The sequence below is a fragment of the Tritonibacter mobilis F1926 genome (genome assembly GCF_000376545.2).
In the GTDB taxonomy this organism is placed as follows: Bacteria; Pseudomonadota; Alphaproteobacteria; order Rhodobacterales; family Rhodobacteraceae; genus Epibacterium; species Epibacterium mobile.
In genome coordinates this window covers 1,118,076-1,141,306 of record NZ_CP015230.1, presented here as the reverse complement: position 1 = coordinate 1,141,306, position 23,231 = coordinate 1,118,076, and the positions used below count along the sequence as shown (strand labels likewise).

Here is a 23,231-nt window from a genome sequence, read left to right as displayed (position 1 = left end):
AACCGGCGATCTTGCGCAACATTATGCCGCCTCACGATTAAATCCTGCCCATGAGCAAAACAACAGTTCTACTAATCCACACCTAACAATTCTCCCAGCTTATGAGTGACAGGGCGCAAAGGGTCAACAAACCCAAGGTCGTAAATCATTGTGGTATCAATATTCCCTCTGTGATCAACATAGTGCGACACGTCTTCTCGTCTTACTCCTTGACCAGTGATCATCAATGAGATCGCCATCCGCTTGATATCATATAACTGGAAATGCGCCGGAATGCCTTCTAGGCCCTTAAACTTCTTGATTGCCCGGGCAAAATTGTCGCGGGGCTGTGTGAGATCGGTGTGGTTTGGAAAAACAAAGCCGCTGTCCGGCCAGCGAAGCCGTTGTTGTTGCACCAGCTCTCCGACCTTTGGATGGATCGGAACTGACCTAAAAGCATATTCATAGGTTGTTCTGGATAGTTTAATCCCCTTCGTGTTGTGTTTGTGCCAGATCAGCCTATCCAAATCAAAATGTTCATATCGGGCATGTTTCACCTCGGTGGGCCGTGCCATGGTTAAGAAGAGTATTCCCATGAAATTGCAAAGCTCCAAGAGCTGATCGTGTTCCCGGCCAGCATGACCAGCCTGTAGCGCAGCTAGTCGCTTCTTCTCGCCTTCCAGCCCCTCCAAACTGATTGCAGCCTTCATCGGTGGGTTAAATACGCGTTGCGCGATCAGCCTGACTTGCTCTGGCGTATAGTCTCGCCTTTGCTTGATGATCTTGCGCATTTCAAAGGGTCCGCAGGGGTTGCGCATATCCACGATCTGCATGCGGATCGCCCAGTTGAACAATGCCCGGAGTTGGCGCAAGGCGCTGTTGGCGACACTATCAGAGGGAATGCGCTGCAAGTATGGGCCAATATGGCGCGGAGTTATCTCTTCGGCAATCGTCTCACGAAAGGCTTGGCCGATGGTCAGGCGGGTTTGACGCTTACCGCCCCTGTTCGGGTTCTTTGGCTCTTCTCGGATCCAAGGTGCGATCAGGCGACCAAATTCAGCACGGTGAGACTTACTTCGCTTGCTCAGATGTTGATCAACATAAGCGTCAATGATCTCACCTAAAGTTTCTCCATGCTTTTTTCGATGGTCGACAGATTTGATAGTATTGGGGTCAACGCCTTGGTCAATCTCATGGTTGCGTTGCTGTACGACCATCCGCGCTGATGCCACATTCATATTATCATTTGTTCCGATTACCTCCCGGCGTGATTTCCCGTTAAATCTGTAGGTATGAATAAAAGATTTCGCGCCGTGCTGCGTAACTCTTAATCCTAGCCCTTTGACTGAACCATTGCGCAACTTTCCGTCAACGCCTCGCGCACAGTCACAGATAATTTCCTGGGATTTCCCAATCGGACAAGTCGCCGACTTGACCAGAGCCTCAGTTAAATATAATTTCGCCAATATCCTTCTAACATATTATTGATGTACAACCCATGTAGACATTCAAACACAACATATAGACATTTTGCAATGTGTAGGTTTTAAAAAAATTACCAAAAACCCATAATCACAAACGAAAATCAACTATAGCACAAACAACAGGCATCTACATATTGTTTTTTGAAAATCCTTGTGTCGGCGGTTCGAGCCCGCCTCTGACCACCATAAATTTCAACAAGTTAGACATCTCTCACTAACTATCAACCCTACCATGTACAATCCATGTACAAAATATTTCTCATGATTTTTAATACGCTCCAATCAATGCATTAAACATCACAGGAATCAAATGATCAAAAATTCTTGACGAAATGGGGCAAATGTGGTTATATATTTTCAACGTCGCAGCTATGCGGCTTTTTTTATTTTGGGGCGCCGGGTGGCGCCCTTTTTCGTTAATTGAGATAAAGGATATATAGATGAGTGGACAACCCGCTATGATATTTATGGAGCACGAACTCCAACACATGCTGACAGAAACAGCCAAACAAGCGGCTCAGGAGGTCATCGATAGTTTTAAATCAGAACTGAGCACTGATCCGAACGAAGTCGTGATCCGCAAACTGCGAAGATTTCTTGCAGATCGTCAATCAGTTGCCAATCCACGGGAGCACTGGGCCAACGGGTTGCATATTCGGAGCATCAAGACAAACACGCGCGGAAAGCCTCGATCACAGTCCTGGTTTCAGCAGTTCAAGGTAAAGAGTGGCCTCAATGACTGCATCAACCGCAAGTCCCTCACCTCGGGTGGGTTCCGCGAATGGTGCTTTGAGGATATTGCCAATGCCTGGGAGCAATCTCAGTTCTGAAGCCACATTCTGCGCGCTATCTGCCGTTCTTCCGGCCCTAGCGCTTGACTATAGATCGCGGTGGTTTCCAAGCGGGCATGACCGAGCCAGCGCTGAATCAAGTGCAGAGGGACACCTTTCGAGACAGCATGAACCGCAAAGCTATGGCGCAAGCCGCGTGGGGTTGCTTGTGGGCCTATGATCTTTGCATCCGCCATGACGGCTTTCACAATACTCCATGCTTGTGTACGCCCCCATGGAAACAGAGGGTCATCCGCTTCCGTCACCATGACGACAACAGAACGGGGCAGCGGTACATGTCGATGACAAATCTGACCACGTTTCTTGAGAGTGCGAAACACCACCACCCCCTCTTCCAGAGAGATGTGATCCCGACGCAGGGAAAGGATCTCTGACAAGCGCCCGCCACTCCACAAGAGCATCAGGCACAAGAGGCTTTCAGAAGAACGACGCCGTTTGGCTGTAGCGATAAACCGGCGTCGCTCAGAGGCGTTGAGATATTTCCGGTGACCGGTTGAGGTCAACAATGACGGGGAGGAGATCATAAAATATCCTCCGGTGCCAGACCGTACAAAATCCAATCTTTCATTGAGGTTAGTCTTCTTTCTTCATCTGAACAGAATTGCCCATTCTGTTCGGTGAAGAAAATCTGTCTTTGATGTCAAAGACATGGACGCCACCGCTGCAACGTCTGATGGAATCCTACATGAAACCTATCGCGTTATTCAATCGTAAAATCATGGGTTTGCCGCTGACTGAACAGTTTGGGCAATTCTGTTCGATCTTACAGGAGCGACACGATGCGCAAAACGGGTTTGATCCTGAGCCTCTTGCTAGCGTCAGGCTGCATGACGACCGAATATCAATACAAAGCAGGGATTACCCCACAACAACGGCGCAGTGACATCTCTATCTGCGAACGCCGTGCAACACAGCAGTTCCCCGTGGCCAATAAAGCCAACTACACGCCGCGCTATTGGGTGCCGCCGGTCCAGCACTGCAAAAACGGCAACTGCTACTATCGGGGCGGTCATTGGGCCGGTGGACAGACCGATATTCAGGATCAAAACCTTTTGCAACGCAAACGCGCCTTCGCGCAGTGCTTGGGGCAAAAAGGCTACCAATCCATCGCCACAACAAGCTGCACGGGTAAAGTTCGTGACGCGGTGCTGCGCAGCCCGCAAGGGCGCTACCCTCGCCTCACCGCCAACTCCTGTACGGTTGGCATGTCTGATGGCACGCTCAAAGTCTACTCCCCGCAGTAATCCAACCCTGGAAGGAGCCTCTCATGGGTATCTTCGATGACGACGATCTCTTTGGCAACAAAGACAAACCGTATTCCGCTTTTGATAAGCTGGGATCAAGTAGTGACAGCATGTCTGCCATCAACACCTATCGCAGCGGTGGCATGGGGCATGGCCTCAGCACGGCTCAGCAGATCATGTCCGACAATGCCGAAGATGACGTGGACGCGCTGTTTGTCGGCAAGCCCAGCAGCAAAAAGAGCTTCTGGTAAAAAATCCGTCCATCTCCCTCACCGTGCCCCGGAGTGCCGGGGCACTTTTGATTCCAAAAGGAACATCACCGTGCAAGCAACATTCACCCAATGCGGCCTCAACAAAACCAGCGCTCTTGACCGTTGGATGATCAGTGAAGATAGTCCCGTTTTTGTGGGTACAAAGAAACTCGGCACTTTATCAGAGATTAGCAGCGATTGGACTGCGCGGATCATCCTTGCAAATGTCATCTACTTCAATGCCGTCAATGTCCTTAATGACGATGCAGCAGATCGCATTATCAAGGCGACTTTTACAGAAGGCGGAGACGCTGGACAGCATGCACTCGCACCAATTTATGCAGAGATCTACGCAGAGTTAGAAGCGGGCAAGGTTCCATCACAAATTGCATCTCGCATCATGCTGTATCTTTTTTCTATCAATTGGACGGTAGCAAAGCCTTACGGTAGCTATAAACCGCCGGTTCATGAAAAGCTATCGCGTGCAGACACTGTGCTCACGCTGTCGCAATTTGATGACGGCGATTACAACCTCATGGTGGGAATTTTCTCTACCTCATCTGAGACCTTAAGCCTCATCTCTACTGAGGTTGGCCGATTGATTGTCGCCGGTCTTGCAGATATAGATGGGATGTATTTCTCAGATAAAAACACGCTGATTAAATGTACGCGTATTGTCCAAAAGTACCTCAAAGAAAAATGGGGTTACTCATTCACGGTCAGTGACGAGACCTGAGCTTCGCGCGAAATCTCTCATGAACTCATTGCCGACGTGCGCAATGACACCACTGAACAACGAAATACAAAAGGAACCCAACATATGACCAAGAAATCTTGGGGTATTACACTCCTCATCGGTGCTGTGATCCTTGTGGGTATTGTTTATCCGATGCGCCCGCCGTCTGGTTTTACGGATGCAGCGCTGCGTTCTGACCGACCGCTGCTCACAGAGGGGGCGTTTTACACCTTGCTCATCATCGCAGCGATCATGGCCATCTTCGGGATCGTGAAGCTGTCCGACGGGGATAACAAGTGATCTCACAGGGCGGTGCAGGAGCGCCGCCCTGTCAAAATAGTAATAGTTGCTGTTTGTTGTTATTTATGGCATCCTTCATAATGAAGTGAAGGAGGTACAAAATGAATTTTTCTCTTGGAAAACGCTGGGAAGACTATGTTTCTCAGCAGGTTAAGAGCGGCGTATTCAATAACGCCAGCGAGGTCATGCGCGATGCGTTGCGCCGTCAGGAAGAGAGTTTCCTGAAACTGGAACAGCTCCGCGCAGAAGTGCACAAAGGTCTCTCCTCCATAGAGCGGGGCGACTATCGCAAAATCTCACAAGATGAGATCGAAGAAAAAGCGCTACAGCAGCGATCCGATACATGAGTCAACGCTATGCGCTGACCCCAGAAGCGGAAGAAGACCTGATTGGCATATTCCTGCATGGCCTTACGACATGGGGACGCCCGCAAGCGCGCCAATACCATGGAGATCTTCATCATACCTTTGACGTTCTGGCTGAGAACCCTCAAGCAGGGCGTACACGGTCAGAACTGGCTGCCAGTATCCGCAGCTTTCCCTATAAGGCGCACGTCATCTTTTATGTCATCGAGAGAGATGAAGTAATTATTGCACGTATTTTACATGGGGCGCGGGATATTGACGTCCTATTCTCTCGATAAGGAACGTCGGCACAGCAACGCCAATTAGATCAGAAGATCACTCTTATCTGCGCCCGCCTCAATGGCCTCTTTAAACCAATCAGGCTGACGGCCTCGACCGCTCCATGTGAGAGAGGGGTTTTCCGGGTGGCGATATTTGGGGGCAACAGGAGTTTTAACCTTCCCCGACTTCACGCCAAACACCTCGTCAATGCTGACGCCTAGTTCTTTCGCTTTTGCGGTCAGAACGTCACGGGCTTCTGCGAGTTTGCGGGCCTCAAAGGTTTTGATGGCTGCGCCAACCTCTTTTTCAAGAGCCTTTAGTTCTTCAAGAGACATATTGTTGAGATCAGTCATTACCTGTCTTTCACTATGTGTAGGATTGAACGGGGTGTGCCGATAATAATGTACTTTGTCCAGCTTGAAATGATTCAAGCCATGAGGTCAATCTAGCATGTTTCAATAAAACATCGAGTGTGCCCCCTCTATGATGGACACGGGTTTCAAGATCATCTTGGAACCCTGCCATGTGGCGAACGCGGGGGTAGCAAGGACAAGGGCGCGGCGGGGATTATTTTGATCCGCGAGGAATGACGTTCAATTCTGAGAATTGAATGTCAGGGGAAAATAATCTCTGACGCGGGCGTAGCCTTTACCCATTGCCCGCGCGAGGGGCAAAGCCCCCTGAGTACACCATCAAAGATGGCGCAACTTGTTTGCGCGTGCTGCCTGGCAGCACTGGGGGAGAGGCAACGCCTCGGCGGGGGTATCCCCCGATGGCCAACGGCCATGTACGGCTGCGCCGTCACTCCAAGCAACGCGGGAGTGACGGCGCTCGGTTTGCCTCCCTCACCGCCACTTCTGAGAGAAAATGACAAATGACGGACAAATGACGGCCTGAGACCTGAACAGTCTCCCATCATTTTTGATCATTTCATCGAAGAAATATCTGCTTCCAGATACAATGACGGTCTTCGCGGATAAGGAAGCCCTTTCGGCTCCTTTCCCGAACCATCTTAACCATTTTACAAGGAGACACTGCATGATCACTGATCATCTCAAACCGCCATGAGCGGTCTAATCACGGCTCTACGGCATCAAGCCGGACCCGCTGCGGATCGCAGCACATACCCTGAAATCCCGCCTCCGGGCGTATTTCTGCCCATTGGGGCAACAGACACAAGCGCCAAGGGCGTTTCTTTGTCTGGGCCAATTCCCGTACTGCGGACCGAACAGCCTGCGGGCTGCCGGTTGGCCATCAACACTAACCAACATTTAAACAACAGAAAGAAAAGGAGATGGATAATCTCACTATGGACTTGGTGCGTCTCACCAAGCGTAATCGTGATGGCAGTTTTGGCACTCAAAAGAACCGTCAACGAGGGCTGACTGCCATGGCGTCAGAGCTCAAACATCTGGGCTATTCCCTAAAGACAGCCCGCTCGATCAAACCAAAGCATGTCAATGTCCTGGTTGATCACTGGCGGGACAGCGGGCTCACCAAAGCCACCATCCGAAACCGCATGAGCTGGCTTCGATGGTGGGCACAGAAGGTGGACAAAATTTCGATCTTGGACAAAGACAACGCCAGCTATGAGTTGAACGATGATCGCAGGGAAAAACAGAACATCGCGTTCACGCTGCACCCGGATCAATTAAACGCTTTGACAGACCGGTATGTGCAGGCCGCAGTCATGCTGCAAGCAGCATTTGGGTTGCGTCGGGAAGAAGCAATGAAGTTTATTCCCAAAGAGGCCATCAGGAAGGACTGCCTGAAACTCAAGGGAAGCTGGACCAAGGGTGGGCGTCCGCGCACGGTGCCGATTGTGTCCCAGCATCAGCGGGTTGTGCTGGCTGCGGTGAGCCAGGTTGCCATGGATGGCAGTCTGATCCCGGAAGAGCGCAGCTATGCCCAGCACATGCGAATTTATGAGCGTCAGGTGCACAAGGCAGGCATCGCCCGCGCGCATGGTCTGCGCCATAAGTACGCGCAAGCTCGGTATGAAAAGCTTACAGGCATGAAATGCCCCATCAATGGTGGCCCTGAGCGCTCCTTGATGAGCGATGAGCAATACGAACTGGACCGCCAGGCGCGTCAGCGGATCTCCAAGGAGCTCGGCCACAATCGCATCGAGATCACCGACGTGTATTTAGGCCGCTTGCTTCAGGGAGGGACAGCTCTATGATCGTGAGTCTGTTTATCATCCTGGGACAACTCATCTGGCTGCTTGCGATGGCCGCACACGCTGTCATGCACGGGCTGGTCCTACTGCTCAGCAAGCTGATCCGATGAAAGGGCTATCCTCCATAGATTGAATCTCGTATCAAAGAACCACCCTGGGGCTTTCCTTGGGGCATCGCGATGCTCCTCAACAAGAGGAGTATTGTGATGAAGATGTTGAGCAAACGGCAGGTGACTGAATTGGTTCTGTACTCACCGCAACACATCGCGCGTCTGGAAGCGGCAGGTAAATTCCCCAAGAGGGTAAAGCTAGGCCACAACCGGGTTGGATGGGTTGAAAATGAGGTTCAGGACTGGCTTCAAAGTCGCATCGACGCACGTGATCAACGCCAATGACTCTCCTTGGCGAGAGCGGGAGGGCTGGCCGAGAGGTCAGTCCTCTTTCCAATTGAGCCAAAGAGTAATAACGAATTTCCACTATTGATGTCTGAGAATCGGTCTTCCACGGTAAACTTTCCATTATTCTATCTTTTGGTGGAAATTATCAGTCAGAAAAAGGCCTCAAGATCCAAACTGGAAATTAAAAGCTGTGAGTTAACCCGAGATGTAGTCCGGCCTCAAAGATCAAAATTTCGTTTTCTCCATTTTCTCGCATCCGGTCAATTAATTCTGGTAGAAGGTCAATGGAACCGTTGTCTGGCTGTATGTTCACAAAGTCCACATAGTCATCAATAAGTTTCCCTGCAAGGGACGAGTTTACCCCCAAGTTCATTAACCGAATTTTCGCGTTATTGGTAGTGCCATACTTTATCTTTAAATACAGGTCCGCATCTACCATTTCCAGATCATTGAAAAGTTCGACATATTTGAGTAGGTGATTATCTACGAAATCTTGCTCTTCCTTGATTCGAACAATGGCTAGGATTACTTGTTCGGAGTGTGATTTTTCACTGATGTTTACCCAGCTAGGTCGAAAAGAACCTTCTCTGGCAAACTCGCCCCACTTCCCAACAAAGACTTCATCACTATCGATTTCCTCCCAGTATCGTAAAAAATTTTGGATCATTTCAGCATATGAGGCTCCCCTTATTTTCCAATCTATAAGCATTGCATAGAAGGTTTGGGCATTTTTTTCTTTCAGGCGGCGGAGGATATCGAAAGCGCTTCCGTCTTTCAAAAATGGGATGAAAGCATCGGCGATCATGGCCAGCACTTCGTTGGAAGTCTCTAGTCGGGCGTCGAGCACCTCAAGTTTTTCTTGGATCTGGGATTCGTGGATGAGCACATCAACTTCAGAAATATTGTTCAGGAAGCACGCTCGGCCTGCGGGAGTGGTAGCATGAGATACTTCCAGCCCTGTTGTGCCCGGCAAAACATTCTCAAGAAACTCGTCGGCCTCTCTTTTTCGGTCTTCATCATCTTGTTCGATAACGGATTCTTCCAGAAGCACATTTTCAACCTCATCCTGAATTTTTAAATCCACTTGCGCCACGGTCTTTATAAATTTTCGCAAATTTGCCTGCGAGCCCAAATATTCACTGGTACCGATCAAGTATATTTCAGGTTCAAGCATCTTCATATTTGCGGCGTCTTGATCAAAGATTTCACTAAACCGACAAACACGACCCACAAGGTTTCGAAACTGTGACTTTGTTAGATTGCTTGGACCCTTTTTGTTTTCTAGGATAAACATTTTCTCTGCCGGGATATTCACGCCCTCGAGTAACGTTGAATTGCAAACGATGTGTTTAATTTCAGGGATTTCGGTGTAAGCTCTCTCAATGTAGAGTTTTACAATGTCTGGAACGGAACCGTGGTGATAAAGTACGCCCTTGCGAAGCCCTTCAACCAACAAATAATCACTATGCAAGAAGTCTGAAATGCTCTTGCAAACGCGGTCAATGCGATCGCTTTCAATATCCTTATTTATTGGCAAGAAGGAACGAAGAAATTTCTCAATTTTCTTGGGTAGATTGAAGAAGATAATGTTCTTGCTGGAAGAAAAGTGGGAAATAAATTTAAGTTCGTCATGGAAGATGTCTTCGCCACATTTCACAAATTTGTCAAAGTACTGGTCGTAAAGGTGTACTGCATCACCCTCTCGACAGTCGACAATATAGTAGCGCTCTGTTTTTAGACTTTCCCCAACTTTGTAGTCAGCTGGTTCTATTTCTGTGTACCGGAGTTGCAAATTTTTTTCATCTACGAGGAACGGTGTTAGATACTTAACACGCGCGTCAGGATTCCTTTGCTTCTGCAAAATAATTACCTTCGCAAGTAACAACGCCCGAGGGTCTTGCCCAAGCAAGTTGTGAGCCTCGTCAACGAAGATAACATCGAAATCAACTTGTGGATGCTTAATGAAGAATCTGAGCAGTCTTTCTTGTGTTAAGACGGCAATGAATTTTTGATCGCCACCTTGAAACATTTCGGCATGTGTAATAATTGCTCTATTGTCGTCCACGCTCAACTTCTTCAAAAGCCGTTGTTTGGTTTGCGCCAACAAAGCTTTTGTGGGAACTAGGACGCAAATTTTACTTTGTGGATTTTGATTGCAAAATCCTGAAATAAGTTCAGACTTTCCGTATGAGGTTGGCGCTGTAACTGTGACATCATCCTGTTTGTGCTCATTAAAAAAATTACCCAGGTCCAATTGTGTCTCGGTAAAAACAGCATCGTCAACCTTATATAGATTCAAGAGGGACGAGAAGTACTCAGGGAAGAAATGCCCTCCATCGTCACCTTCCATCAGGGTCTCCTGGATATTGTTTACGATAGGCATAAAACCTTTACCTATTGCAACGTCGTACAGAGGGATATAGTCGCCAGTCATATTTGCGTACATGACGACTATACGGTATCCTAAAGCGTTAATATGGCGGTTCTCATGATTCAGAAAAACAACCGCAGCTGTAAGCAGTGTTTCAGCTTGAGAGACGCTTAGTTCACCTTGTGTCAAAAGGGTTTTGTAGAGCGAGAAGAATTCAGAATTTCGGAGCGTTCTGAGCGGAGCCTTAGACATCTTTTATCTCGCCTCTTAGAAATTCCACAACACTTTGGAAAGTGTCTTTTTGAAATGCAATGGAAATTAGGTCGTGAAACTCATTCATTTCCTTCTGTGCGTTGTGTCTCCTGTCGAACTCTTCCGGAGTTGCAAATTCTTGATTTCCTAAATAACTGACGGCGACTAAAGCTGCATTATAGTCTGTGCTAGTAGATTCTCCTTCCAGAGCTTTTTCGTTATAACCTTCCAGCAGGTTTTCGATTTGCTCTTTTAGGCTTCTATCTTGAATTACAACAGTGGCCCCGTGAACCGCATTTTGCCAAAGTGTAAAGCGCTTGCTGTTTAGGGCAGTTTTCAAACCATTTTTGGCAAGAGAAAGTAAATCGCCGAGTTTTTGAATGCTAGTTTTTCCTCCACAATCTCCAGCCTTGACTTCAACAAACCAGATTTGACCTGTGGTATCGTGATGTAATACCAAATCAAATCCCTTTTTAATGGAGTCTTCTTCTAAGTTGAAAAAGGTCGATGCAGATCGAAAGTCACTTTCATAGTGTAAAAGCAGAACGTGAGTAAGTAACTCTCCAATCATTCCTTTCTGGGTGTCAGAAGACTTTGTATCGAACTTTTGGAAGAAGGCAGATAAAGTTCGTTGGTATGAATACAGAGTTGTGTTTCTAGAAGCCTTTGCTGCGCCATTGCAAATTTCAGAAAGTCGGCTTCGAATTTCGATTTTCAGATCTTCTGATATCTCGCGCACTGCGAAACAAAGGGAGCCAGTTTCGCCTTTTTTGAATTCAACCCCTTGCAATGCACATTTCTCCATTAAAATTAGTCTTCAAGGATATGACGGCTTGGTGGTCCAGAAAACGGATAAGCTCCAAGAAATGATCTGCTCTTTCGATTTCACTTTTTATCCGTCCTGTTTTTGTCTTTGGGTTCGATGTCTAGTGTTTGACTCTAAATTATTTTTCTTGCGCGGAAAAGTTGATTTTTTCTTTCTTAAATCTTATTGGAGGGGATTTCTGTGTTTTCAGGTGGATCAACCGCAAGCATTCCCTGCGTCACGTTGAAGACGTGGGGAATAACGATATTGTAACTAATTGAAAAAAACATTTTGCGAGAGGGGGAAGGCTGGATATTGTATGATGTATTCAGAAGCAGTAGCCATGTTCAATGTCATGACCATTGAGGAAGAAGCATTAGGGTCATTGCTAGCACGCGTTCAAAATAGAAGTAATCTTCTCATTTACTTTCTGTTCAGGGACTGCGAGATCTTCTCTTTGAAAGCGTCCTTCGATGGAGCTTCTTTATATAAGATGGCTTGCTGTAAGCTGGCATGGCTGGTCCCTTCTACGCGCTTCAAGCGCGGAACAAACTGGCCCGGGTTTTCAGGATCTTCTTCGAAAGTGTAAGTCATGAACACGATGTTCACCGTCGAGTTCCGCACGTCTGTCGAGCGCATGAACTCGGCTTTATTGATTACGTAGTCGTATACCTGATCCTGGATCACAGCGACAATTTTTGTGCCCCAGTGGTGGTGGAAGTAACCCTTGCGAACAAGCTGTGTGATATAGCGTTTGTAGACGTTGTCCCAGTTGAAACCATAGGTTGGTCGCTTGGGCAGATCTGTTCCAGCTCGAAGGGCTTCGTAGGCAGGAAATACTGAGCCGGTAATGTCGATGGCTTGCAGCTCGACTGAGAGAAAATTCTTAATCTCGCCATCTGGACCCTGATCCGCAATCACAAAGTCAACGTTGCCAAATCCGGTCATTTTGACTTCAGTGGCAACCACTGGGTCTGTAGGAGGATCAAAAGGCCAGCAGTTCTCGATTACTGCGTCAAGCCAATCAACTTGGTAGAACCTTTTGGGGCACACGCAGATGACTTCGCGTTCAACTTCGGCATCATTCCTGTTTGCTTTCCACAAGGAACATACAGGATAGGCTTCATCACCGAGGTTAGTTGAACGCTTCGGACAGCGCTTCTGAATATAAGGGCATTCGAAGCTGTTTAATGATGGATCAACCTTGGCGGTCGCTCTCTGACCTTGAATTTCAGCGATAGCGTCCTTGGGGTCAAATGGCATGCAACCTAGTACTTTCATCTAAAAGCGAAGAATCATTCAACTTCATGGTATCCGCTTTCAGAATGGATTGTGCAACTGCCTTACCCAAAAGCGGGGGGACGGCATTGCCAACCTGTACGAACTGTTCGGTTCGACTTCCGCTAAAGGTGAAAAAATCTGGGAAGGACTGTAGGCGCGCAGCTTCACGCACAGTGAACGAGCGATCTTGAGTAGGATGAATATAAGCGCCCCAATGCACGTCGCACTTGGTCAGGATGGTGCAGGCCAGATCACTTTTGGCTGGGCGGCCATAGCGCTTAGTATGGTCACTCCGTTTGGCCTTCCGCATGCCTTTTGGAAGAAGATTAAAAGGAATGTCCCGCCAGGAACCACCTTGCGGAATGTGTTGCATCCTCTCGATGTTGATCGATCCCAATTTTGGTGCACTATGGTTCTCTACAAACCTGCGATCTCCACGCAGTAAGGCTTGATAAGCGCTCTGAGGAGCTGTTGCATATTTCGCCTGATCGAGAACCTGCCCGTTCTCTAGTTCGGGCAAGTCAGAAATTGCATCCCAAACAGTCACAAACGGTTCAAGTTCCGGCCCATGTGTTGGGCTCGGGAACAGAATTGGACAGGTGTCCTCGCGGGTGGCAATGAAGAATACCCGGCGGCGCTCTTGGGGGACGCCATATTCTTCCGCCTTCAACATTTTCATATCGACCCTGTACCCAAGCCGACGCATGCCGCTCTGGATTTCACGAACAATGCCACCGTTCGCGATTGAAGTAATGCCCGTGACATTCTCCATGACCAGCCAACGCGGTTGGAGCGCTTCAACGATCCGCAGGTATTCCTTAAAGAGGCCAGCGCGAGGGTCATCTAGCCCCCTCTGGTGATTGTAGACCGAGTAACCTTGGCAGGGCGGTCCACCTATCAGGACGTCAAGTTCACCTGGGTTAAGGCCCGAGGCTTCCAGCAGGATCTCAGCCTTAATATCTTGAATAGGCCCATGCACGAAACGTGCTTCAGGGTGGGTTTTCTCGAAGGTTTCGCCAAATACGGCTTCAATATCCTGGCCAGCAAGAACATGAACACCTGCCTGGCGGAAGCCTTCAGATAGACCGCCTGCACCGCAAAACAGGTCAATCGCCTTCCATTCACTGCTCATGCTCGCCTCTCCGCCTTGTGTCTGTCGGTTAGAAAAAAACTACTACACTTTGTGTCGGGCCAATCAACCCAGCAGAAGTATGTTCACCATACGTTCTTGCGGATGCCTGTCTACCACAAAGACCTGATAACAGGCTGTGCATGGGGCTTGATGAGGTCTCTGAGGTAAAGGCTGCATAGCCTTCTTTCTTGGGTGAACTTGATCTCCAAAGGCACTTTTGCAGCAGAGCGGACTTTGCGGATAGGGGGATAGTGGCGGGGATACGGCACCTCCATCTGCTTTCGTCCACATGTTCAGCACTGTTTCTTTATGAGTCGATATGAGTCTTACTACCCTGCATTGCTAATTTCGTGATTCATGCACTCCATGAGGGTGCGCTGATTTGACTGTTGGGAGATGCCACATGCGCCTGGAGGACTATCAGGATTTTGGTATGCAAGAGCTCAACCTTGAGCTCGCCGGTGCTGATAGCATTGGCCGTATCCGCGTTTCGGAAAGTGATGAAGTGGTGGATCATTGCATTCAGCATCGCTTGCAGATCGTCGCCAATGCCATTGACAACATCTATATCGAGCATGGCAACGACATGGGGTTGAGTGCTGAACAGAAACGTCAGCTCTTAACCTTTGATCAGTACCTGAGCACCGTCAAAGGCATAGACAGTATTCGCTCAAAGCTGGCCGACGCCGAACGGGATAAACCCTACCAAGGCAGACGCATGGGAAACCCAACCGAAGACAAGATTGCCGCTAGGATCATTGAGAACAAGACAGGTTATAATCCGACTGAGAACTGGAAACAGGCCGACAAAATCAACGAGGCCCGTCGCAAGCTTTATTCGCAATACGATACCATAACTTTGCATCTCGCGCGCAACTATAACCCTCATATTCATACGCCAGACCGCAAGGGATACCTGAACTTCATATCAGGTCAGGATGCGGCCTTTATGTCAGCGCTCAATGAGGCTCTGCCTGTTTATCCAACCCTTTCAGAAATCCGCCGTCACACCTATATCACGGGCGGCTCGGGTTCCGGCAAAACAGAACTTTTGAAACAACTGATCCATGCTGCCTATCATCGCTGTGATGAAGCGACGATTGTCATTGATCCTCATGGAGATCTTGCTGAGCAGGTTGCTCATTGGGAAATGTTCGTGGATGACGACCGGCTGATCTACATTGATCCCTATCTGGAAGACGGTCATGTGCCCGCCTTCAATCCGCTGATCGTGTCTGACGGTACGTCCATGCAGCAACGGGAAGTCATCGCTCAGCAACTGGTCAATGCCTTTGAACAGCTCCTTAAGGGTTCTGGCGGTGACAGCCTGACCGTAAACATGCGAACGGTTTTAATGCCCTGCATTTTGACTCTACTGGATCAACCGGGTTCGACCCTTGCTGACCTCCAGAGGTTTATGAACGACCGGTTAAATGAAGACCTGGTTGCACTTGGGGAACAGTCGAATCGGCGCGCGATCCGGGATTTCTTCAAGTATGATTTTGCGGGTGATCCGACATTGCGGCCGTCAAAAAGCGCGATCTCAAGAAAGCTGCAAAGCCTCTTCAACACCTTTGCCTTTGATGAAGTGGTCAACAGTCCCACAAGGCTCGACCTTGAAAATTCCATCAGGCAGGGCAAGGTCATCCTCTTCAATCTCTCAAAAGGTCGAATGGGGGATGAAGCCAGTGAAGCCTTTGGGCGGTTGATCGTAGCAGCGGTTCAAGGACTGGCCTTACGCCGTGCAGATATTCCGGAAGATCAGCGTACCCCTATCAACCTCTTCATTGATGAATGCCAGAACTACATCGCACCTGCCACGATGCAGATTTTGGAAGAAGCCCGCAAATACGGCGTCAGCATGACGTTGGCGCAGCAAGTGGTAGGCCGAGGCATGTCGTCCGAGATGCAGACCGTGGTGCTCAACAACACCAACGTCAAAGCAGCAGGCCGAACACCTGAAGATGACAAGCTCGCCAAAATCCTCGGAAAGACTCAAGCAGATGTACAAGCTCTCAAAACCGGTCATTTCTGGATGAAGGTCGGCAATGGCAGTACATTCAAGCTTGAAGCCAACAGTGATCTAGTTGGCAATAATATCAGCATGACGCCAGACCAATGGGCTGAGATCAAGCAGCAGCAGCTTGGATACTATCGAAACCTGAATGAAGCTGCTGCTTCGCCTCCCCTAAGTGAACCCACCCCTGATGATGGTAGTCCTATGGCATGGTGAAACTGGACGCTCTGGGCCGCCGTAGCCGCTTTGAGCGAAGCCCTACAGGTAAAAGGATGCGCTTGACGCTGCGTGACCAGGAGATTCTGTCCTGGCTGTATCGCTACCGCTATCTGCGTCACGATCTCTTAATCAGCATCTTTGCGCCCAAATCACCCAAACGCTTCGCTGAGCGGCTAGGTGATTTGTTTCATGAGACGGGCTTCATAAGCCGCCCATTGCTTCAAGCGCCCCTGTTTGATGCCCGTGCAACACCGATGATGTACGAGATCAGCAACAAGGGCGTTGCCTATCTGGAAGCGCTTGAACTGCTTCCCCACCGGGCCGTCACCTTTTCCCGCCGCCCTCGAGACAGCTTCAATCCGCAGATGCTGCACACGATGATGATCATTGAAACCCTGCTGGAGACTGAGTTGGCAACACGGTCCGAACCGGATCAACGCTTTGTGCCAGTAGATGAGATTTTGGCACGGGCACCAGAAGCCACACAGAAAGCCAGGAACCCGTTGGCGCTACCCGCCAGAATCGACGGACGGAAGACGCAGCTAATCCCAGACGCGCTCTACGGCATTGAGCATCAAGTCGATGGTGAAAGTCGCTACCGCTTCTACGCACTGGAATGCGAGCGCACGAGCCCAGCTTATCGTTCAGGCACTGCCACATCCAGCACCAGAAAAAAGAAAGCCGCCTATGCTACGGCGATTCAGGCGCAAGCGTTCAAGGCCCAGTGGGGCATCCCCAATCTTGAAGTGAAAATAATAGGTTCTGACTGAGTTAAACTGATGACAAATAGGAGTTAAACCAATGACCCCCATGCAGAAGGCTATGGAACTTGAGATGAAGTACAAAAGCTGTCTGGATAGCAAGGTATTTGCAACAATCCCAAATGAGGCCGAGCGAGAACTGTGCAAGGCAGCGGCGAAGCTGTGCAACTATGACAAAGATCAGTTCTACGGCGCTCTTCAGTACTTGTTGTCACGGTAAGTAGATTATCGCTCATGCCTGAACATAGGTACTCGCTTCGAAACTCAACGATTTATGAGACTAAAAAGAGACTAAACCCGCTGCAGGGTTCACTAATCCTCTCATAAGTACTTGAATTTGTTTGGAGGCGAGTACCGGAATCGAACCGGTGTACACGGATTTGCAATCCGCTGCGTCACCACTCCGCCAACTCGCCGCCTTTAGCACCTGATGTGGCGGGTGGTGTCCGGCCACTTGGTGTGTTTCGCTTTCTATGGAGGTTACATGCAGGGTGCAAGAGCCAAAACTACATTGAGATGCGAAAAATCCGCTATCAAGCGCCGCTCAGGATCACCCCTTTGCACAAAAACAGCCTCCCCTGTGTCGCAGGGCTCATCTCCGCTTAATCGACCCGGATTTGCGCCAGTGGCAGATGGGTCGTGGATTTGATTTCCTCCATCGACAGGAGCGCCGTCACATTGTGGACGCGCACTTCTGAGATCAGCGCCTGATAGAATTTGTCGTAGGCCCGGGCATTCTTCACCCGTACCTTCAGGATGTAATCGATATCCCCTGCAAGGCGATGTGCCTCCTGCACTTCGGGGCGTTCTTGCAGTGCTTTGAGAAACTTCGCCTGCCACTCGGCCTCATGTTCGGACGTGCGGATGAGAACAAAGAAACAGGCCTCAAACCCCAGCGCTTCGGCATCGAGGATCATGGTCTGGTTGCCCACTACTCCGGCCTCGCGCAACTTGCGGATACGATTCCAGACAGGCGTCTTTGAACTGCCCACTTGCTTGGCGATTTCGTCCAGCGACTGCCCCGCATCGCGCTGGAGTTCCGCCAGAATTTTCCGGTCCGTGGCGTCGATCCGCACTGTCATTCCAAAATTCTCCTAAGTTTAGGACGCGCGGACCTCACGGCGAAATGCAGTGAGACATGTGTCCTTATTTCCCAGCCCATATAGCACAGAGCGAGGAATATTTCCTATATCTACAATCACGTCAAACAGCAAAAAATGGACCGAGAGATGCCCCGCGACACGCATTACATCCCGCCCCTCACGCCGCCCCTGCCGGGAGCCGCTGGCGTGATGTGTCCGGGCGTTGTGGCATTTGCAGGCTCCGGTCCCGGCGATGCCGACCTGCTGACCCTCAAGGTGTTGAAGGCGCTGAGGGAGGCCGATGTGATCCTCTATGATCGTCTGGTCAGTGATGAGATCATGGCGCTCGCCCACGACGACGCCATTCTGGAAGACGTCGGCAAAGAGGGCTTTGGCCCCTCCATGGCACAAGAAGAGATCTGCGCGCGGCTGGTGTATCACGCCAAACGCGGCCTCAAGGTGCTGCGGCTGAAGTCGGGTGACCCCACCATCTTTGGCCGTCTCGACGAGGAACTCTCGGCCTGCGAGGCTGCTGATGTGGACACCCAAATTTTTCCGGGCATCACTGCTGCCTCGGCTGCAGTTGCCGCCATCGGGCAGAGCCTGACCCAGCGGGGGCGCAATTCCTCGGTGCGGTTCCTGACCGGGCACGACATGAAGGGCTTTGCCGATCATGATTGGGCACAGCTTGCCCGTCCGGGCGAGGTGGCCGCCGTCTATATGGGCAAGAAATCTGCCCGCTTTGTGCAGGGGCGCATGTTGATGCATGGCGCGGATCGCGCAACGCCCGTGACCGTGGTGGAGAACGCCTCGCGCGCGGATCAGCGTGTGCTCGCCACGACTCTCGATCAATTGCCCGCCGATCTGGCCACAGCGAATTTTGCTGGTCCGGCGCTTACTATCCTTGGGCTGGCGCCGCGTGCCGCGTCTGCCGCCAACACCGAAATTCAGATGGAGCTTGCCTGATGGCCCGTGCATTCACCCCCAAAGTCGTCACCGCCAACGACCTGCTGGAAGGCGATGTGATCTATCTCACCACCTCTGGCAACTGGACCCGCGACCTGCGCGACGCAGAGTTGATCACCGATGAGGCGGAGGCGCAGCTGCGCCTTCTTGATGCACAAAGCCAGCCGCAAATCGCCGTTGGTGCCTATCTCGCCGACGCAAAAGCAGGCGAGCAAGGCCCCGAGCCCACCCATTTCCGCGAGGATTTCCGGCGCACCGGTCCCTCGAATTATGCCCACGGTAAGCAAGAAGCCAAACTGGAGGCCACCGCAGATGTATAAGTACAACGACTTCGACTCCGCATTCCTCGCCGAACGCAATCGCCAGTTCCGCACTCAGGTGGAGCGCCGCATCGACGGTGCCCTCACTGAGGATGAGTTCAAGCCGCTGCGTCTGATGAACGGTCTCTACTTGCAACTGCACGCCTATATGCTGCGGGTGGCGATCCCCTATGGGACGCTCAATCCCGATCAGATGCGCGCGCTGGCGTTGCTGGCCCAGAAATGGGACAAGGGCTATGGCCATTTCACCACCCGTCAGAACATCCAGTACAACTGGCCAAAGCTGAAGGACGTGCCGGACATGCTGGACGCGCTCGCAGAGGTGAACCTGCATGCGATCCAGACGTCCGGGAACACCATCCGCAATGTGACCGCAGATCATTTCGCCGGTGCCGCCGCCGACGAGATCGAAGATCCGCGCCCCATCGCCGAGCTGATCCGGCAGTGGTCCACTGATCATCCGGAATTCCAGTTCATGGGCCGCAAGTTCAAGATCGCCGTCTCTGGCGCCTCCAACGACCGCGCGGTGCTGAAAGCGCATGACCTTGCGGTAAAGATCGTCAAGAATGACGACGGCGAGATCGGCTATCAGGTGCTGGTGGGCGGTGGTCTGGGCCGCACCCCGATGATCGGCAAAGCTCTGAATGAATTCGTCGCCGCCGATGACCTGCTGCCCTACATTGAGAGCGTGATTTCGGTCTGGAACCAACTGGGCCGTCGCGACAACAAGTATAAGGCCCGCATCAAGATCACCGTGCACGAACTGGGTCTGGAGAAAATCCGCGAGCTGACTGAGGAACGCTTTACCCAGGTGCGCCCGACCTTTGGCGGTGCCGATCAGGCGCTGTTTCAGGACATCAAGCGCCACTTTGCTGCGCCGGAGTTTCGCGCTGGTGGCACCGAGGCCTTTGACGCCGCTTACGACTCCGATCCGGTGTTTCGCGCATGGGCTGACACCAACCTCGCCGCGCACAAGGCACCGGGGCATGCCATCGCAACCATCTCGATCAAGAAACACGGCGCGACGCCGGGCGATGCAACTGCCGATCAGATGCGCGCCATGGCGGATATTGCCGAAGAGTTCGCCTATGGCGAGCTGCGCATCAGCCACGAGCAGAACGTGATCCTGCCGCATGTGCACAAGAACGACCTGCCCGCGATCCATGCGCGCCTCAAAGCGGCGGATCTGGCCACCGCCAACATCGGGCTGATCTCGGACATCATCGCCTGCCCCGGCATGGATTACTGCGCGCTGGCCACCGCACGGTCTATCCCTGTCGCGCAGGAGATCGCCACCCGGTTCGAGGATCTGAAGATGGAGCATGATATCGGCCATCTGCAGATCAAGATCTCCGGCTGCATCAACGCCTGCGGACACCACCACGTCGGCCATATCGGCATCCTTGGTCTGGATCGCGCAGGCGTCGAGAACTACCAAATCACGCTGGGTGGTGACGCGACTGAAACGGCAGCGATCGGCACCCGCACCGGGCCCGGCTTTGCCTATGACGAAATCGTCCCCGCAGTAGAGCGCATCGTGGAGACTTATCTGGAGCAGCGCGAGAGTGCGGAGGAGGAATTCCTTCAAACCTATCGCCGCGTCGGCATGGAGCCCTTTAAGGCGGCGCTCTACCCGGCAGCAGAGAAAAAGGTGGCCTGAGCCATGACCCGCATCGACCATGACATCCATGGTCACCCCGCTGCCCCGCGCAGCGAGGAGGCCCTGGCCGAACAAGTGGCCGCGCTCAATGCGCGTTTCAAACACCATTCGGCCACCTCAGTGATGGAAGGCGCTTTGCGTGATGCTGGAAACATCGCGCTGGTGTCCTCCTTTGGCGCAGAATCGGTGGTGCTTTTGCATATGGCCGCCGTCATCGACCCGATGGTGCCAGTGTTGTTTGTGGACACGGAACTACTGTTCACTGAAACGTTGGTCTACCAGCAGGAGGTGAGCGAGCGTCTGGGGCTAAAGAACGTGCGTGTCATCAAGGCCGATGACATCGCCGAAAAGGACCCTTACGGCGCGCTGCGGTTCTCCGACACGGATGCTTGCTGCGCCCTGCGCAAGACACTGCCGCTGCAACATGCGCTCAAGGGCTATGACGGCTGGATCACCGGCCGCAAGCGGTTCCAGTCCGGCACCCGCGCCGCGCTCGACTTCTTTGAGGTCGAGGACGGAACGGGACGGATGAAGATCAACCCGCTGGCCCATTGGGCGCCCGAGGACGTGCGCGCCTATATGGATGAAAACCGCCTGCCCCGGCATCCGCTGGTGGCAAAGGGCTATCCTTCGATCGGCTGTGCCCCTTGCACCAGCCCGGTCGCAGAAGGCGAAGACCCCCGCGCTGGCCGCTGGCGCAACCAGAACAAAGTCGAGTGCGGCATTCACGTGGTGGATGGCAAATTCGTCCGTACAGGAGCTTGAATGATATGAGCGTTATCGTAACCGACACGGGCTTTGCCCATGATGACTGGACCGGCGGCTTTGAGGGCCCAAATGTGCTCGATCTGGCGTCTGACACGGATCCTGCCACCCTAAAAGACCAACTGGACGGCATAGAGATGATCCGGGTGGATTTCCCCTCTTTTGCCGACGGGCGCGGATTTACCATTGCACGGATGCTGCGCCTGATGGGATATCAGGGGCGCCTGCGCGCGCATGGCCATGTGATCTCGGATCAATACGCAATGGCGCGCCGGGTTGGCTTTGACGAGGTGGAGATTTCCGACGATCTCGCCACCCGCCAGCCCGAAGGCGAGTGGTTGTTCCGCGCCAATTGGCAAAGCCACAACTATCAGGCCCGCCTGCGCGCGCAATCAAACGCCGCGCGCTAAGCCAGCCCCACGACATCGCCGTCAGGCCCCGCCCCGTTCTCGGTCCACCCTTATGCTGGACCAGTGGGAACGACACCCTGCGCAAGATTGCCGCAGAGGGGGTTCCCCTGACTTGGATCAAAGACTAATCAGAGGTGCCGGCCTATCCCCGCTGGCAGAGACATGATGAACGAGATTTCGCCCGTGAGTGAGCCTGTGACCGAAGCTGCCGCGCCTGCAAAGGCCAAACCCGCCCTGCCCGACTCCCAGACCGTAACGGAGGTCAAGCACTGGACCGACCGGCTGTTTTCCTTCCGCTGCACGCGGCCTGCATCCTTGCGCTTTCGCTCAGGCGAATTCGTGATGATCGGCCTGATGAACGATCCGGACCCAAAGACCGGCAAGGTAAAACCCTTGCTGCGCGCCTATTCCATCGCGTCCCCAAGCTGGGACGAGGAAATGGAGTTCTACTCGATCAAGGTGCAGGACGGCCCACTGACCTCGAAGCTTCAGCACATCAAGGTCGGTGACGAAATCATCCTGCGCCCCAAACCCGTCGGCACGCTGGTGCATGACGCGCTGCTTCCGGGCAAGCGGATCTGGTTCTTTGCCACCGGCACCGGCTTTGCGCCCTTTGCGTCCCTGCTGCGCGAACCGCAGACCTATGAGGATTACGACGAGGTCATCATCACCCACACCTGCCGCGAGGCCGGTGAGCTGACCTATGGGCGGGAGCTGATCGAGAGCCTGAAGACGGATGAGCTCTTGAACGAGGTGATCGGCGAGGGCTTCTGGAAGAAGATCAAATACTACCCCACCACCACCCGCGAAGAGAGCGCCAAAATGGGCCGCATCACAGATCTGATGCGCTCGGGCGAGGCCTTTGCCGATCTCGGCGTGCCGCCGCTGAACCCGGAAAGCGACCGTGCGATGATCTGCGGCAACCTTGCCTTCAACCTCGAACTCAAGGATCTCTTTGAGAACACCTACGGTCTGGAAGAAGGCGCGAATTCCAAACCTGCGCATTTTGTGGTGGAAAAAGCCTTCCTCGACTGATTACAGATCACTCGACCTGAATTTGAAACGCCTTCTTTGAAACGCCTTCGCAGATCAACTGCGGGGGCGTTTTTCTTTGCAAGTCCAACCCTGACACCCACACAAAA

The 23,231-nt window shown here is 51.8% G+C and carries 26 protein-coding genes and 1 tRNA gene; 18 read left to right on the top strand and 9 right to left on the bottom strand.

The genetic code is table 11. The annotated features are described in order from the left end of the window. Nucleotides 1-71: 71 nt before the first annotated feature. On the bottom strand, nucleotides 72-1,445 hold the full coding sequence (locus tag K529_RS05510; RefSeq protein ID WP_110590980.1) for a tyrosine-type recombinase/integrase: 1,374 nt from the start codon (nucleotides 1,443-1,445) through the stop codon (nucleotides 72-74). A 458-nt stretch (nucleotides 1,446-1,903) separates the two neighbouring features. On the opposite strand from K529_RS05510, the gene K529_RS05505 reads away from it, so the two are divergent. After that, entirely contained in the window at nucleotides 1,904-2,293 is a 390-nt protein-coding gene (locus K529_RS05505) for a hypothetical protein (RefSeq protein WP_005624158.1), read from the top strand. Here the strand turns inward: K529_RS05505 and K529_RS05500 are convergent. Next, complete coding sequence (locus K529_RS05500; protein WP_005624155.1) at nucleotides 2,284-2,838, bottom strand: tyrosine-type recombinase/integrase; 555 nt, start codon at nucleotides 2,836-2,838, stop codon at nucleotides 2,284-2,286. The two genes, K529_RS05505 and K529_RS05500, sit on opposite strands and share 10 nt — an antisense overlap. Nucleotides 2,839-3,093: 255 nt before the next feature. Here K529_RS05500 and K529_RS05495 point away from each other — a divergent pair, with 255 nt between their 5' ends. The 6 genes from K529_RS05495 (at nucleotide 3,094) to K529_RS05470 (ending at nucleotide 5,488) form a co-directional block, all read left to right on the top strand. Continuing rightward, the gene (locus tag K529_RS05495; RefSeq protein ID WP_005624153.1) at nucleotides 3,094-3,558 is read left to right on the top strand and encodes a hypothetical protein; all 465 of its coding nucleotides are present in this window, start codon (nucleotides 3,094-3,096) and stop codon (nucleotides 3,556-3,558) included. A 23-nt stretch (nucleotides 3,559-3,581) separates the two neighbouring features. Beyond that, nucleotides 3,582-3,809, top strand: coding sequence for a hypothetical protein (locus tag K529_RS05490; RefSeq protein WP_005624150.1), 228 nt, complete (start codon nucleotides 3,582-3,584; stop codon nucleotides 3,807-3,809). 70 nt (nucleotides 3,810-3,879) lie between these two features. Then, the gene (locus K529_RS05485; RefSeq protein WP_005624147.1) at nucleotides 3,880-4,545 is read left to right on the top strand and encodes a hypothetical protein; all 666 of its coding nucleotides are present in this window, start codon (nucleotides 3,880-3,882) and stop codon (nucleotides 4,543-4,545) included. Between the two features lie 84 nt (nucleotides 4,546-4,629). After that, entirely contained in the window at nucleotides 4,630-4,845 is a 216-nt protein-coding gene (locus K529_RS05480; RefSeq protein WP_005624143.1) for a hypothetical protein, read from the top strand. Nucleotides 4,846-4,946: 101 nt separating this feature from the next. After that, entirely contained in the window at nucleotides 4,947-5,192 is a 246-nt protein-coding gene (locus K529_RS05475; protein ID WP_005624140.1) for a type II toxin-antitoxin system ParD family antitoxin, read from the top strand. Further along, nucleotides 5,189-5,488 (top strand): type II toxin-antitoxin system RelE/ParE family toxin, encoded by a 300-nt coding sequence (locus tag K529_RS05470; protein ID WP_005624137.1) that lies wholly within the window; start codon nucleotides 5,189-5,191, stop codon nucleotides 5,486-5,488. The genes K529_RS05475 and K529_RS05470 overlap by 4 nt, the downstream gene beginning before the upstream one ends. Before the next feature lie 24 nt (nucleotides 5,489-5,512). Here K529_RS05470 and K529_RS05465 read toward each other — a convergent pair whose 3' ends face one another. Then, nucleotides 5,513-5,902 (bottom strand): H-NS histone family protein, encoded by a 390-nt coding sequence (locus K529_RS05465; RefSeq protein WP_319822653.1) that lies wholly within the window; start codon nucleotides 5,900-5,902, stop codon nucleotides 5,513-5,515. 863 nt (nucleotides 5,903-6,765) lie between these two features. On the opposite strand from K529_RS05465, the gene K529_RS05460 reads away from it, so the two are divergent. Both K529_RS05460 and K529_RS05455 read left to right on the top strand, forming a co-directional pair. Then, the gene (locus K529_RS05460; RefSeq protein ID WP_005624131.1) at nucleotides 6,766-7,653 is read left to right on the top strand and encodes a phage integrase N-terminal domain-containing protein; all 888 of its coding nucleotides are present in this window, start codon (nucleotides 6,766-6,768) and stop codon (nucleotides 7,651-7,653) included. Between the two features lie 203 nt (nucleotides 7,654-7,856). Next, nucleotides 7,857-8,045, top strand: a complete 189-nt coding sequence (locus K529_RS05455) for a helix-turn-helix transcriptional regulator (protein ID WP_005624128.1) — start codon at nucleotides 7,857-7,859, stop codon at nucleotides 8,043-8,045. 184 nt (nucleotides 8,046-8,229) lie between these two features. Here the strand turns inward: K529_RS05455 and K529_RS05450 are convergent, their stop codons facing one another. From K529_RS05450 to K529_RS05435, 4 genes are all read right to left on the bottom strand, one after another. Further along, complete coding sequence (locus K529_RS05450; protein WP_005624125.1) at nucleotides 8,230-10,671, bottom strand: DEAD/DEAH box helicase; 2,442 nt, start codon at nucleotides 10,669-10,671, stop codon at nucleotides 8,230-8,232. Continuing rightward, nucleotides 10,664-11,476: a Hachiman antiphage defense system protein HamA gene (locus K529_RS05445; RefSeq protein ID WP_005624122.1), complete on the bottom strand. Its 813-nt coding sequence runs from the start codon at nucleotides 11,474-11,476 to the stop codon at nucleotides 10,664-10,666. Before K529_RS05445 ends, K529_RS05450 begins: the two co-directional genes overlap by 8 nt. 423 nt (nucleotides 11,477-11,899) lie before the next feature. After that, on the bottom strand, nucleotides 11,900-12,739 hold the full coding sequence (locus K529_RS05440) for a NotI family restriction endonuclease (RefSeq protein ID WP_005624119.1): 840 nt from the start codon (nucleotides 12,737-12,739) through the stop codon (nucleotides 11,900-11,902). After that, entirely contained in the window at nucleotides 12,729-13,889 is a 1,161-nt protein-coding gene (locus tag K529_RS05435; RefSeq protein ID WP_005624117.1) for a DNA cytosine methyltransferase, read from the bottom strand. The genes K529_RS05440 and K529_RS05435 overlap by 11 nt, the downstream gene beginning before the upstream one ends. A gap of 403 nt (nucleotides 13,890-14,292) precedes the next feature. Between K529_RS05435 and K529_RS05430 the strand changes: the two genes are divergently transcribed. The 3 genes from K529_RS05430 to K529_RS05420 all read left to right on the top strand — a co-directional run bounded on the left by K529_RS05430 (nucleotide 14,293) and on the right by K529_RS05420 (nucleotide 17,106). After that, nucleotides 14,293-16,122 (top strand): type IV secretory system conjugative DNA transfer family protein, encoded by a 1,830-nt coding sequence (locus K529_RS05430; protein WP_005624113.1) that lies wholly within the window; start codon nucleotides 14,293-14,295, stop codon nucleotides 16,120-16,122. Between the two features lie 62 nt (nucleotides 16,123-16,184). Beyond that, nucleotides 16,185-16,895 (top strand): replication-relaxation family protein, encoded by a 711-nt coding sequence (locus K529_RS05425; protein ID WP_157859733.1) that lies wholly within the window; start codon nucleotides 16,185-16,187, stop codon nucleotides 16,893-16,895. Between the two features lie 31 nt (nucleotides 16,896-16,926). Continuing rightward, on the top strand, nucleotides 16,927-17,106 hold the full coding sequence (locus K529_RS05420) for a hypothetical protein (protein WP_040642559.1): 180 nt from the start codon (nucleotides 16,927-16,929) through the stop codon (nucleotides 17,104-17,106). Between the two features lie 122 nt (nucleotides 17,107-17,228). Here K529_RS05420 and K529_RS05415 read toward each other — a convergent pair. Both K529_RS05415 and K529_RS05410 read right to left on the bottom strand, forming a co-directional pair. Beyond that, a tRNA-Cys gene (locus K529_RS05415) sits at nucleotides 17,229-17,302 on the bottom strand. Nucleotides 17,303-17,488: 186 nt separating this feature from the next. Further along, on the bottom strand, nucleotides 17,489-17,968 hold the full coding sequence (locus K529_RS05410; RefSeq protein WP_005647105.1) for an Lrp/AsnC family transcriptional regulator: 480 nt from the start codon (nucleotides 17,966-17,968) through the stop codon (nucleotides 17,489-17,491). 147 nt (nucleotides 17,969-18,115) lie between these two features. Between K529_RS05410 and cobA the strand changes: the two genes are divergently transcribed. The 6 genes from cobA to K529_RS05380 all read left to right on the top strand — a co-directional run bounded on the left by cobA (nucleotide 18,116) and on the right by K529_RS05380 (nucleotide 23,124). After that, nucleotides 18,116-18,934: a uroporphyrinogen-III C-methyltransferase gene (gene cobA, locus K529_RS05405; protein ID WP_080929578.1), complete on the top strand. Its 819-nt coding sequence runs from the start codon at nucleotides 18,116-18,118 to the stop codon at nucleotides 18,932-18,934. Next, on the top strand, nucleotides 18,934-19,254 hold the full coding sequence (locus tag K529_RS05400; RefSeq protein ID WP_005647101.1) for a DUF2849 domain-containing protein: 321 nt from the start codon (nucleotides 18,934-18,936) through the stop codon (nucleotides 19,252-19,254). The genes cobA and K529_RS05400 overlap by 1 nt, the downstream gene beginning before the upstream one ends. After that, on the top strand, nucleotides 19,247-20,914 hold the full coding sequence (locus K529_RS05395) for a nitrite/sulfite reductase (protein ID WP_005647098.1): 1,668 nt from the start codon (nucleotides 19,247-19,249) through the stop codon (nucleotides 20,912-20,914). Before K529_RS05400 ends, K529_RS05395 begins: the two co-directional genes overlap by 8 nt. Before the next feature lie 3 nt (nucleotides 20,915-20,917). Continuing rightward, the gene (locus K529_RS05390) at nucleotides 20,918-21,679 is read left to right on the top strand and encodes a phosphoadenylyl-sulfate reductase (RefSeq protein ID WP_005647095.1); all 762 of its coding nucleotides are present in this window, start codon (nucleotides 20,918-20,920) and stop codon (nucleotides 21,677-21,679) included. Between the two features lie 5 nt (nucleotides 21,680-21,684). Next, the gene (locus K529_RS05385) at nucleotides 21,685-22,089 is read left to right on the top strand and encodes a DUF934 domain-containing protein (RefSeq protein WP_005647092.1); all 405 of its coding nucleotides are present in this window, start codon (nucleotides 21,685-21,687) and stop codon (nucleotides 22,087-22,089) included. A gap of 162 nt (nucleotides 22,090-22,251) precedes the next feature. Beyond that, entirely contained in the window at nucleotides 22,252-23,124 is an 873-nt protein-coding gene (locus K529_RS05380; protein WP_406707196.1) for a ferredoxin--NADP reductase, read from the top strand. Nucleotides 23,125-23,231: the final 107 nt, after the last annotated feature.